The organism is Phenylobacterium sp. (assembly GCF_024508875.1).
Lineage (GTDB): Bacteria > Pseudomonadota > Alphaproteobacteria > Caulobacterales > Caulobacteraceae > Phenylobacterium.
Window position 1 is genome coordinate 1 of record NZ_JANINU010000041.1, and the last position, 11,107, is coordinate 11,107.

12 protein-coding genes are annotated in these 11,107 nt (G+C 71.1%); 6 read left to right on the forward strand and 6 right to left on the reverse strand.

The window, feature by feature from the left end:
• On the forward strand, nt 1-658 hold a 658-nt coding region (locus tag Q0L11_RS04600), incomplete at its 5' end, for a helix-hairpin-helix domain-containing protein (protein WP_296595692.1).
• 16 nt (nt 659-674) lie between these two features.
• Here Q0L11_RS04600 and Q0L11_RS04605 read toward each other — a convergent pair.
• From Q0L11_RS04605 to Q0L11_RS04615, 3 genes are all read right to left on the reverse strand, one after another.
• Nucleotides 675-2,456, reverse strand: a complete 1,782-nt coding sequence (locus tag Q0L11_RS04605) for a PAS domain-containing methyl-accepting chemotaxis protein (RefSeq protein WP_296595709.1) — start codon at nt 2,454-2,456, stop codon at nt 675-677.
• A gap of 273 nt (nt 2,457-2,729) precedes the next feature.
• Nucleotides 2,730-3,428, reverse strand: a complete 699-nt coding sequence (locus Q0L11_RS04610; RefSeq protein ID WP_296595694.1) for a response regulator transcription factor — start codon at nt 3,426-3,428, stop codon at nt 2,730-2,732.
• Nucleotides 3,425-4,834: an ATP-binding protein gene (locus Q0L11_RS04615; protein ID WP_296595696.1), complete on the reverse strand. Its 1,410-nt coding sequence runs from the start codon at nt 4,832-4,834 to the stop codon at nt 3,425-3,427. The genes Q0L11_RS04610 and Q0L11_RS04615 overlap by 4 nt, the downstream gene beginning before the upstream one ends.
• Before the next feature lie 189 nt (nt 4,835-5,023).
• Here Q0L11_RS04615 and Q0L11_RS04620 point away from each other — a divergent pair, with 189 nt between their 5' ends.
• The gene (locus Q0L11_RS04620) at nt 5,024-6,091 is read left to right on the forward strand and encodes a 2OG-Fe(II) oxygenase (protein WP_296595698.1); all 1,068 of its coding nucleotides are present in this window, start codon (nt 5,024-5,026) and stop codon (nt 6,089-6,091) included.
• Between the two features lie 111 nt (nt 6,092-6,202).
• Nucleotides 6,203-7,168, forward strand: coding sequence for a hypothetical protein (locus Q0L11_RS04625; protein ID WP_296595699.1), 966 nt, complete (start codon nt 6,203-6,205; stop codon nt 7,166-7,168).
• A 28-nt stretch (nt 7,169-7,196) separates the two neighbouring features.
• Here Q0L11_RS04625 and Q0L11_RS04630 read toward each other — a convergent pair whose 3' ends face one another.
• Nucleotides 7,197-7,787: a cation transporter gene (locus Q0L11_RS04630; protein WP_296595700.1), complete on the reverse strand. Its 591-nt coding sequence runs from the start codon at nt 7,785-7,787 to the stop codon at nt 7,197-7,199.
• Nucleotides 7,788-7,899: 112 nt separating this feature from the next.
• Here Q0L11_RS04630 and Q0L11_RS04635 point away from each other — a divergent pair, with 112 nt between their 5' ends.
• Nucleotides 7,900-8,115 (forward strand): hypothetical protein, encoded by a 216-nt coding sequence (locus tag Q0L11_RS04635; protein ID WP_296595702.1) that lies wholly within the window; start codon nt 7,900-7,902, stop codon nt 8,113-8,115.
• Nucleotides 8,116-8,143: 28 nt separating this feature from the next.
• Here the strand turns inward: Q0L11_RS04635 and Q0L11_RS04640 are convergent, their stop codons facing one another.
• A complete protein-coding gene (locus Q0L11_RS04640) occupies nt 8,144-9,136 on the reverse strand; it encodes a helix-turn-helix transcriptional regulator (protein ID WP_296595703.1) in 993 nt (330 codons plus the stop codon).
• 142 nt (nt 9,137-9,278) lie between these two features.
• Between Q0L11_RS04640 and Q0L11_RS04645 the strand changes: the two genes are divergently transcribed.
• Entirely contained in the window at nt 9,279-10,217 is a 939-nt protein-coding gene (locus tag Q0L11_RS04645) for a PEPxxWA-CTERM sorting domain-containing protein (RefSeq protein WP_296595704.1), read from the forward strand.
• Between the two features lie 36 nt (nt 10,218-10,253).
• Here the strand turns inward: Q0L11_RS04645 and Q0L11_RS04650 are convergent, their stop codons facing one another.
• The gene (locus Q0L11_RS04650; protein ID WP_296595705.1) at nt 10,254-10,514 is read right to left on the reverse strand and encodes a hypothetical protein; all 261 of its coding nucleotides are present in this window, start codon (nt 10,512-10,514) and stop codon (nt 10,254-10,256) included.
• Nucleotides 10,515-10,696: 182 nt separating this feature from the next.
• Between Q0L11_RS04650 and Q0L11_RS04655 the strand changes: the two genes are divergently transcribed.
• Complete coding sequence (locus Q0L11_RS04655; RefSeq protein WP_296595707.1) at nt 10,697-10,873, forward strand: hypothetical protein; 177 nt, start codon at nt 10,697-10,699, stop codon at nt 10,871-10,873.
• Nucleotides 10,874-11,107: the final 234 nt, after the last annotated feature.

Genomic DNA, 11,107 nt, shown 5'->3' on the forward strand with positions numbered 1-11,107 from the left:
GGTCTACGACAACAGCCACATCATGGGCACGAACGCCGTCGGCGGCATGATCGTCGCCGGCCCCGAGGGCTTCCAGAAGAGCCAGTACCGCAAGTTCAACATCAAGGGGACCGACCTCACCCCCGGCGACGACTTCGGCATGATGAAGGAGGTGCTGCGCCGCCGCTTCGGCCGGCTGGTCAAGGAAGAGGAGGAGGGGCTCGCCGACGTCGTCCGTCCGGACCTCGTCCTCATCGACGGCGGCATGGGGCAGGTGGGCGTGGTCGTGGAGATCATGGCCGACCTCGGCGTCGACGACATCCCCGTCGTCGGCGTCGCCAAGGGCCCCGACCGCGACGCCGGGCTGGAGCGGTTCTACATCCCGGGCAAGCCCTACTTCATGCTCGAACCCAAGAGCCCGGTCCTCTACTACCTCCAGCGCCTCCGCGACGAGGCGCACCGCTTCGCCATCGGCACGCACCGCACCAAGCGCGCCATGGACATGAAGAAGAACCCCCTCGACGAGATCGACGGCGTCGGCCCCGGCCGCAAGCGCGCCCTGCTGCACGCCTTCGGCAGCGCCCGCGGCGTCAGCCGCGCCAGCGTCGAGGACCTCGCCAAGGTCGAGGGCGTCAGCCAGCAACTCGCCGAACGCATCCACGGCTACTTCCGCAAGTAGCGGCGGACGGCTCGGCTCAGAATTCGTCCCACGCGTCGGCCGCCACCGCCACGCTCAGCTTGGTCTGCAGCGCCTGGGCGCCCCGCGGCGCGGGGGGCGGCGCCGGCGCGGCCGCCTGGGGCCGGGGGTTGGAGGCGGCGAGCCGGAGGGCTGGGCCTTCGCCCGCCTTGAACTTCGACACCAGGCTCGCGAGTTCGGCCGCCTCGCGCTTCAGTTGGGCCGAGGCGGCGGTCGCCTCTTCCACCATCGCCGCGTTCTGCTGGGTCACCTGGTCCATCTGGTTGACGGCGGTGTTGACCTCGCTGAGGCCGGTCGCCTGCTCCTGCGACGACTGGGCGATCTCGGCGATCAGCCGGTCGATTTCCGTGACCCTGGTGACGATGCTGGTCAGCGCCTCGCCGGTCTCGCCCACCAGCCGCACGCCGCGCTCCACCTGGTTGGTGCTGTTCGAGATCAGCGTCTTGATCTCTTTGGCGGCCTCGGCCGAACGCTGGGCCAGCGCGCGGACTTCCTGGGCGACCACGGCGAAGCCCCTCCCGGCCTCGCCGGCCCGGGCGGCCTCGACGCCGGCGTTCAGCGCCAGCAGGTTAGTCTGGAAGGCGATCTCGTCGATCACGCCGATGATCTGGGTGATCTGGCGCGAGCTGGCCTCGATCTCGGCCATGGCCTGCACGCCGTCCTGCATCACGGCGCCCGAACGGGTGGCCTCCTCGCGAGCGGCGGATGCGGCTCCGGTGGCGGCCCGCGCGCCCTCGGCGCTGCGCTTCACCGCGGCGGTGATCTCGTCCAGCGCCGCCGCCGTCTCCTCCAGGCTCGCCGCCTGCTGCTCGGTGCGGCGGGAAAGGTCGTCGGAGGCGCGCGCGATCTCGTCGGCGCCGGCGGTCACCGCGTGGGTCGCCCCGCCGATGCCGGCCATCGCCTCGCGCAGAGAGCTCGCGGCGGTGTTGTAGTCCTTGCGAAGCGGTTCGAACGTCGGCTCGAACTGCTCGTTGATCAGATGGGTGAGGTCGTTCCGCGCCAGGTGAGACAGGCCGTTGCCGATCTCGTTGACGGCCCTGACCCGGCCCGTGACGTCCGTCGCGTACTTCACGACCTTGGTGACCTGGCCCTTGAAGTCGAACACGGGATTGTAGGACGCCTGGATCCAGACCTCCTTGCCGCCCTTGCCGATCCGCTTGAATTCGTCGGCCACGAACTGCCCGGCGTTGAGGCGCCGCCAGAAGTCGGCGTACTCGGGCGATCTCGCATAGTCCGCTTCCACGAACATGCTGTGGCGCTTGCCGACGATCTCGTCGAGTGAATAGCCGAGGGTCTTCAGGAAGTTCTCGTTGGCCGACAGGATGGTGCCGTCGGTCGCGAATTCGATCACCGCCTGCGCGCGCGACAGCGCCGACATGCGGGCCTCGAAGTCCATCGTCTTGGCCTTCTCGCCGGTGATGTCGGCGGCCACCTTGACCACCTTGATGACGCGTCCGGCGCGGCCCTTCACGGGGTTGTACGAGGCCTGGATCCACACGTCGCGCCCGCCCTTGCCCAGCCGGCGGTATTCCTGCGCGTCGAACTCGCCGCGCGCCAGCTTCTGCCAGAAAGCGGCGTACGCGGGCTGCTTCACCTCTTCCGGATCGACGAACAGGCTGTGGTGGCGGCCCTGGATCTCCGACAGGGAATAGCCCATCGCCTCGCAGAAGTTCTCGTTCGCCGTCAGGATGTTGCCCTTCGGGTCGAACTCGATGATCGCCAGCGAACGGCTCAACGCGTCCAGAACCAGATGCGGCGCCGCCTGGCCCGCCTTACCCATGCCGATCACGTCTGAGCTCCTTGCCGTTTCTTGCTTGATTGCAACGTGAACGACGTTTTGCGGAAGGTGCTTAACTGCATCCTAACCGCTCTGGCGCTTGCGACATTTCGCTCGCTCGATCGGGAGTATTGGTACCCAAAACGGGGTATTCGATAATTAGGTCTATAAGTAGATTTACCTAACGACTTCCCGAATATGCTTAATTGGCGTCGCGTCAGACTTACGGGAGATTGTGTCGCCCTCTGGTTGTGCTTGGCGGCCGCCGCGTGCCCTTCACCCGTCGTCGTCGCTGCGAAGGCGATAGCCCACGCCGGTTTCGGTCAGCAGTAGTCGCGGGTTCGAGGGGTCGGCCTCGATCTTGTTGCGAAGCTGCGCCATCAGCACCCGCACGTGCTGGGCCTCCACCGAGGCGTCCGGGCCCCAGACCAGCGCGATGATCTGGGCGTGGGTCAGCACCATGCCCGCGTGCCGCGCCAGCGCCTTCAGCAGGTCGTACTCGCGCGGTGTCAGGCGCATCTCCTCGCCTTCCACCTTCACCCGGCGGGCCGCCAGGTTGATCTCCAGGTCGCCGGAACGGAAGACGGGCGCCTGGGTCGCGCGCCGGGCGCGGTTGCGCAGGCTCGCCCGGATCCGCGCCAGCAGTTCGTCGATCCCGACGGGCTTGTTGACGAAGTCGTCGGCTCCCAGGTCCAGCGCCGTCACCTTCTCCGCCTCCTGGTCCCGGGCCGACAGCACGATGATTGGCATTTCCGACCACTCGCGCACCCGGGCGATCACGTCCTTGCCGTCCATGTCGGGCAGGCCGAGGTCCAGCAGGATCAGCTCGCACGGCCCCGCCGCGGCGCGCGCCAGGGCGGCGGTCCCGGTCTCGGCGTTGTCGACCGCGTAGCCGGCGGCCCGCAGCGAGGGGTTCAGCCAGCGGGCGATCTGCGGCTCGTCGTCGACCAGCAGGATGGTGGTGGTCTCGGTCATGCCGCCGCCGTCGGGAGTTCCAGGTCCACGCGCAGTCCGCCGCGTTCGCCGCGGGCGGCCCGCACGGTCCCGCCCATGCCTTCCATCAGGCCGCGGCTGATGGCCAGGCCCAGCCCGGTGCCGCTCTGCTTCTCGGCCGACGAGGTGCGGAAGAACTTCTCGAAGATGCGCTCCAGGTCCGGCTCGTCCACGCCCGCGCCCTGGTCCTGAACCGTCACGCACAGACGATCCCCCCGCCGCCCGACGTGGATGCGCACCGGACCCGCCGCGCCGGCGTAGCGCAGGGCGTTGTCGACCACGTTGCCCAGGGCCTGCTCGAACAGCGCCGGGTCGCCAGAGGCCTCGGGCAGGCTGGGCTCCACCTGGACGTCCACCGCCGGCGCCTGGCCGCGGACCCGCCGTGCGACGGTCGCCCGCACCGCCTCCGACAGGCTGAACCCGAACCGTCGGAACGGCGCCGCCCCCGCCTCCAGCCGGGTCATCTGCAGCAGGTTGGAGACAAAGGCGTCCAGGCGCGCCGCCTCCTCCTCGATGGTCGCCGCCAGGTCGCGGCGTGTCTCCAGGTCGAAGGTCTCCGCGAACCGGCGCAGGCTGCTGGCCGAGCCCAGGATCGTGGCCAGCGGCGTCCGCAGGTCGTGGGACACCGAGGAGAGCAGGGCGTTGCGCAGGTCCTCGGTCCGGGCCCGCGTCTCGGCCTCGGTCTTCGCCGCGGCCAGCCGCGCCCGGGCGATGGCCGCCGCGCCGGTGTCGGTCAGCAGGTCCAGCGCCGCCTCGTCCTCGCGGCTGCGCGCCGCGCCGCGCCAGCCCGCCGCCCCGAACGTCTGCCCCCCGACCCCCAAGGCCCGGAATGTCCAGCCGTCCGCCCTCCGCGCCGCCGCCTCCTGGCCGTCGGCGTCGTCCTCCACCACCGCTTCGCCGCTGGCCAGCACGCCCAGCCGCTCCGCCAGCCGCTGCCGGATCAGCGCCTCGTCCGACATCGCGGAGAATTCCCGCGTAGCCTCCAGCAGGAAGGCGTTCGCCCGGGACCGCGCCTGGGTCACCCGCCGCTCCTCCCGCACCCGCCCCGCCAGCAGGCAGGTCAGCAACGAGGCGGCCGTGAACAGCAACAGCGCGTTCATCTCGTCGATCGAGCCCAGCGAGAACTTGTACGGCGGGTCCACAAGGTAGAGGTGCGCCACCAGCGCCGTAGCCGCCGCCAGATAGCCCGGCCCCACGCCCAGGTAGAACGCCGCCAGCAGCACGCTCGACAGGAAGATGCTGGTCAGCCGGCTCGTCCCGGTCAGCCGCGAGAACGTGTCCGCGAGCAGGCTGGCCGCCGCCACGATGGCGACCGCGCCGGCATATCGCAGCAAGGTTCGGAGCTGGGGCGGCAACGCGGGTCCTGTACGCCAGTTCTCGACGCTCATAGCCGGCCCGGGCGCGATCGGAGTTTATAGGTTTCATATACTTGCCGCCAAGGCCGCGGCGACTCCATCACATGGCCGCGGAGGCGCGCGCCTGTTCGAGCGGTCCGGCCCCCATCCGATCCGCTGGAGCCCCCCACTCCCAGGCCCGAGAGCCGCGCCTCCGCACCCGACGTCCTGCCGAGAGATTCCATGGCCTTGCTCGCCGGCGCGCCGGCCCCGATGTTCACCGCGCCCTCGCACGTCAACCCGGAGTTCGCCTTCAGCAGCCTGGGCGGCCGCTACGTGCTGCTCGCCTTCTTGCCCCCGCCCGGTCCGGAGCGCGACCAGGCCATCGAACTGGTCCTGCAGCACCGGGCCGCGTTCGCCGATGACCAGCGCATCTTCTTCGGCGTCCTGCCTGACGAAGCGTCGTACCGCGCCCGCGAGGGCGACCGTCCGCCCCTGCGCTGGTTCGGCGATTGGACCGGCGATATCCGCCGCCTCTTCCACGCCGAGGACGCCGCCGGCCACGTGGTCCCCCAGTGGGTGGTCCTCGATCCCTCCATGCGCGTCCTGGGGACCGCGCCGCTCGCTGAGGGCGCCCGCACGCTGGCGGGTCTGATCCGCCTCGGCGCGCCGGACGACCACGCGGGCGTGCCGCTCTCGGCGCCGGTCCTGATCGTGCCCCGTGTGTTCGAGCCCGACCTCTGCCGCAGGCTGATCGGCCTCTACCAGGCCCAGGGCGGTGTCCCCTCGGGCGTCATGCGCGAGCGTGGCGGCCGGACCATCGGCGTGCTCGACGCCTTCAAGAAGCGCCGCGACGCGGTAATCGAGGAGCCCGGCCTTCTGGCTGAGGTCCGCGGCCGCCTCGCTCGCAGGCTGCTGCCCGAGATCGAGAAGGCCTTCCAGTTCAAGGCGACCCGCGTCGAGCGCTTCATCGTCGCCTGCTACGACGCGGAGGAGGGCGGCTATTTCCGCGCTCACCGCGACAACACGACCGGCGGCACCGCCCACCGCCGGTTCGCCGTCTCCATCAACCTCAACGCCGAGGCATTCGAGGGCGGCGACCTGCGTTTCCCGGAGTTCGGCTCGCGCACATATCGCCCGCCCACCGGCGGCGCCGTGGTCTTCTCCTGCAGCCTCCTGCATGAGGCCACGCCCGTCACCCGCGGCATCCGCTACGCCTTCCTGCCATTCCTCTACGACGAGGCGGCCGCCGAGCTGCGCGCCCGCAACCTCCACCTTCTCGCCCCATCACCGGACACCGCGGCCGGCTAAACCAAGAGGTCCGCGCAGGTTCTCGCGCGCGCTTATAAATTTCTTACAATTGCCCGCCGCCACGCGGTCGTGATCCTCCCGCCTCAATACGAGGAGAGTTGGGAGCTGATCTTGCGCGACGACACCCTGGACCCTGTCCTGGACTTCCGGGCGCTGGCCGACGCCGATGGCGAGCTGGATCTTCACCTCGCCGGCCGCATCCTGTTGGCTGCCGACACTCGGACGCCGGCGGCCGCCGAGGAGCCTGCGGCGGAAGAGAGGGTGCCCGCGCAATCCGCGGACCCGCAGCTTGCGCCGCCGTCCCTTGACGATGCTAAGCCCGACGACGCTCTGCCCGAGCCGCCGGCCGCTGCGTTCGCCGGGGAGGATGATCCGCCGGCCTGGACCTCGCCCTGGGCCATTCCCGCCGGCGAGCACGTCGATCCCGCCCAGATCCTGCGCGACCGTCCCGACGTCTACGCGGCGTTCTATCGCGAGTATTTTGGCCCGAACAACGACCGCAACTCCGACGCCTGGATCGACCGCGTCGGCGGCGCCACGCCCGAGGACTACGCACGCTACTGGTACAAGACCTACGGCGCCTGGCAGGGCTATACCCCCGGCGCGCCGTCGGCGCAGGGCGCCCCGCTGGAAGGAGCCGAAGCCGTCGTCGCCGGCCGCACCACCTTCGACGGCGTGCCGCTGGCGAAGATCCTCGCCGACCGGCCCGACGTCTTCCAGGCCTTCTTCACCGAGTACTACGGCGCCGGCAACGACCGCCATTCCGACGCCTGGGTCCAGCGCGTCGGCGGGAACACGCCCGAGGACTACGCCGACTACTGGTACAACGCCCACGGCAAGCTCGCCGGCTACGTCCCCTCCGCGCCGCCGCCGGCCGCCGGGCAGGCTCCGCCGGCGGACGACGACGTCCCGCCCGCGCCTGAGGTCGACGCGCCGTCTGCCGTGGAAGGTCCTGCGGGCGAACCTGCGCCCGGCGAACCCGCGCCGGATCCTTTCGTCTATTCCGACCCGGCGGCTCCGATGCTGCCCATTGTGGCCGGCCGTTCGCTCTTCGACGATGCGGATCCCTTCGGCTGACGGCCCGCCCGGCGCGCGCCCGCGGCCCTCAGGCCCTCGGCGCCTCCGTGTGCTCCTCGCGCGCCGCGGTCCAGACCTCGCGCGCCGCGTCCAGGTTCATGGCCGCCACGCCCAGTCCCACCACCACGTCCGGCCAGATCGACGGCCAGCGGGCGGTGGCGAGCCCTGCGGCGATGATGGCGAGGTTGGCGTAGGCGTCGTTGCGGGCCGACAGGAAGGCCGCCTTCGTCAGGCTGCCGGCCTGCGTCCGGTGGCGCGCCAGCAGGAAGGCGCACCCGAGGTTTACGACCAGCGCCCCGGTCCCTGTCAGCCCCAATTGCAGCGCGTCGGGCGCCGCCGGGTCGGCCAGCTTCCGGTAGAGCGTCCAGAGGAACGCGAGCGCCGGAATCAGTAGCACTCCGGCCATCGCCATGCCCGCCCGGGCGCGCGCCCGCGCCGACCAGCCCAGCGCGGCGAAGATCAGCAGGTTGACCGCCGCGTCCTCGAAGAAGTCGGCGCTGTCGGCCAGCAGCGAGACCGACCCGATCCTCAGCGCCACGCTCAGTTCCACGCCGAAATAGGCTAGGTTCAGGATCGCTACACAAGCGACGGCGCGCCGAAGCTGTTCTGCGGGAGCCACGCGCCACCATGCGCCGCGCCGGCAGCGCCGATCAACCCGCCGCAGCGCCCCGGACCCATTCTCCGCCGCCCGCGTTCCCGCATCGACGCCAGCCCGCCGCGAAAGGAACCCCATGGGCGAACAGAACCGCAGGGCCCTCGACCTGGAGCCCGCTCCGCCCGCGGTCGGTCCGCGGCGCCGCGCCCCAGCGGCCACGCCGCCATCCCCCGCCGACCGCGACCGCGCCCAGCGCGCCCTCGGCCCGGAAGCCGACGAGCGCCAGACCCTGCGCCAGGCTCCGACCGCCGCCGCCCCCGGCGAGAGCGCCGAAGGCGACACCATCGGCTGAGGCGGCCGCGCCGCCGGCGCTCGGGCCTTCAGCCGTCGTGGTTCAGCGCCCGCAGGAGCTGCAGCTTCGAGTGCACGTCCAGCTTCAGATAGACGGACGCGATCTGGTTGCGGACGGTGGCCGCGCTGACACCCTGCCGAAGGGCGATGTCCCGCTGCGAGAGCCCCTCCGCATAGAGCCGGGCCACGCGCGTCTCCGCCGGCGTCAGGCCGAAGGCGCCCACCTGCCGCGAGACGGCGAACAGCCGCCGCTCGTTCGCGCGCCGGACGGTGAACTCGTAGTCGCCGATCTGTAAGGCGGCGCGGCCGCCGCCGACGAGGTCCTGCAACGCCGCCGGCAGGCGCGGGCCGACCCAGCCGGGCGAAACGTCCAGCAGCGCCAGGCAGAAGTGCTCGCCCGCCGCATGCACCAGTCCCCGGTCGTCGGTCACCGCATAGCTTTCGTGGCCGGCCAGCCCGATGCCGGGGCTGGCGACGGCCGCGCGATAGTGGTGCGCGAGCTGCGACTGCCGCCACGCCGCCACCATGTGCGGCGCCAGGTGCTCGAGCAGCGCCTTCTCCTCGTCCCCGAACGGCGCCTCCGGGTCCGAACGGAACAGGGCGACGATCTCCGCCAGGTCGGTGACGGCGTTGTGCTCGACGATCATCAGCGCGTGCTCGATGCCGCTCGGTCGGGAAAACTCGCGGTAGATCGGCGTCCGGTGGTAGTCGGCGAGGGGCATGACGTCCTCGTTGCGCAGCGCCACGCCCGGGCGGGCCACCGCTGCGGCGCGCACGAAGTCCTCCGACTGCCACCGCGCGGCGTAGCTCAGCAGCCCCTCCAGCGGCTGCCCCACCGAGCTCATGCCCAGCATCTCGTTGCTGGAATGGACCCCGGAGCCCCAGACCGCGGAAGTGTACGGCAGCAGCGCGCCGATCCCCTGGAGGGTGGTCTCCTTGAATGTCTCGATGGGGCTGTGGAGGATGCCGCGATAGATCTCCGCGACCGCCTCCTGAACGCGCCTTGGAACGCTGATGCTCACGCCTCCGAGCCAACGGAGGCGCCGGCCCCGTGTCAAGGCGGCAAGCGCGTAGGATGTTCGTACTATTGATCGCGCGGCCCCGCCGGGTGCTCATTTTGGGCGAGGGGCCGCCTGCGGCCCGCAGGGCTCATGGGGACGTAGAGTGTTGGTTCGGCACAAGTTCGGCGCGATCGCGCCTGTCGTGGCGCTGGTGGTCGGCGCCCTGTCGGCGTCCCCGGCGGACGCGGCCCTCTTCATCGTCGGCACCACGGCCGACTCCGGCACGATCCAGACGCCGGGACCGGGCGATCCCAAGAACATCCGCTCCGACGCGCCGGCCCAGACGTCGTCCTACAGCGCCACCGACCGGGCCTTCGACCAGTCGGCGCGGGCCTCCAGTTCCTCGTCCGCCCAGGCGCAGGTGGGCGCGGTCCACGCCTTTTCCACCGGCAGCGCCGAGGCCTTCGCCCCCGGCTGCTGCACCTCCGCGTCCGGCACGTCCAGCGCCTACGCCGAATACAACGACACCTTCCTCCTGCGCTCGAACGCCTTCGCCGACGGTACGGTCGCGACGATCACCGCCGACATCCTGGTCAACGGCTCGGCCGGCGGCGTCTACAGCGGCGACTTCTGGAGCGGCTCGGTGTTCTGGCGCGCCACGACGGCGTTGAACGGCCAGTCCTACGTCGATGCGTACTCCAGCCAGGGGAACGCCACGAACGGGTTCATCACCTCGGGGTCCGCCTTCGGCCTGCGCACCGTCACCTTCGACGTTGTCTTCGGCCAGGCCGCCAACGTCATCCTGCGCGTCGAGACCATCGCGTCCGCCTCCGCCGGCGGCTTCGGCCCGAACTCTGCCGTCTTCACCAGCGACCTGGGGCACACCGTCAGTTGGCAGGGCATCAGCAAGCTCGTCGTCGCCGGCCAGGAGATCACCGACTACACCGCGGTCAGCCCCGACACCGGCTTCGACTTCGTCCGCGGCTTCGAGGCCCAGGCCGCCGTCCCCGAGCCGGCGAGCTGGGCGCTCATGATCCTCGGCTTCGGCCTCATGGGCCACACCGTCCGCGCCCGCCGCCAGCGCCCCGCCAGCGCAAGCTGACTCCGCCTTTGCGGACCCGGCCCGGCCGCCGACGCGTCAGACCGGAATGGGCTGCAGGTCGTTGGCTTTCTGCGCGCGGACCAGCAGCCACGATTTCCCATCCCCCAGCGAGGAGGGCTTGACGGGAACCCCCTCGAACCACGGCTCGGCCGGCTGGCCCCGGAACGTCACGCCCGCGTCCGCGGCGGGCCGTGCGCTCACCACCCCATAGTCCGCGGCGTTCAGCAGGAACTGCTCGGGCGTGGAATACTGCAGGGACGCGATCCGCAGGGTTTCGCGCATACGGCTGAACGGCATCCTCGACCTCCCGACGGAAACGGCGGCCGTCTATCAGCCCGCCGACCCTGTCGCCACCCGATCCGCAGTCTCGCGCGACCGCGCCCCCCTCCACCCCCTCCCCACAAAATCTCCTCCGCCATGTCGCAAACCCGCCCCGCGGCGCGTCCTAGGCTTGGGTATTCGGACGAGCGGAGAGGGCGATGGCGATTCCCGAAATCATCGAAGGCGCGTACCGCGTCGTGGCGACCAGCGACCTGCCGCCGCCCCCCCGACGCCAGGTCCGCCCGTCACCTAATCGCCGCCGCGCCGCGGCGCGGATCGTGGCCTGGAACGTGATCGGCGTCGCCGCCGTGGTGGCCCTGCCGCTGCTGTTCTGAACGCACGAAACCACCGCCCGCCGCCGGCCGGCGGCCTGCGGAACTGCGCGGGAAGGGCGGGCGTCCGCGCTTCAGCCTTGCCGTGCTATGATGCGGCCATGGACAAGCGACGGGCCGAGATCGAGCGCTCGCTGAGGCGCGAACAGTACCCGAAGGTCGAGCACGATCCTCGCCTGCTGGACCTCGCGCGCCGCTTCCGGCGTCGCGGCGGCCCGGGCGGGCTCGAACCCGCCC

Bases quoted from the DNA above. Each gene is read 5' to 3' on its own strand.
- Q0L11_RS04655 (WP_296595707.1), top strand. From the start codon at position 10,697: ATGGCGATTCCCGAAATCATCGAAGGCGCGTACCGCGTCGTGGCGACC.
- Q0L11_RS04615 (WP_296595696.1), bottom strand. From the start codon at position 4,834: ATGAGCGTCGAGAACTGGCGTACAGGACCCGCGTTGCCGCCCCAGCTC.
- Q0L11_RS04610 (WP_296595694.1), bottom strand. From the start codon at position 3,428: ATGACCGAGACCACCACCATCCTGCTGGTCGACGACGAGCCGCAGATC.
- Q0L11_RS04620 (WP_296595698.1), top strand. From the start codon at position 5,024: ATGGCCTTGCTCGCCGGCGCGCCGGCCCCGATGTTCACCGCGCCCTCG.
- Q0L11_RS04650 (WP_296595705.1), bottom strand. From the start codon at position 10,514: ATGCCGTTCAGCCGTATGCGCGAAACCCTGCGGATCGCGTCCCTGCAG.
- Q0L11_RS04605 (WP_296595709.1), bottom strand. From the start codon at position 2,456: ATGGGTAAGGCGGGCCAGGCGGCGCCGCATCTGGTTCTGGACGCGTTG.
- Q0L11_RS04635 (WP_296595702.1), top strand. From the start codon at position 7,900: ATGGGCGAACAGAACCGCAGGGCCCTCGACCTGGAGCCCGCTCCGCCC.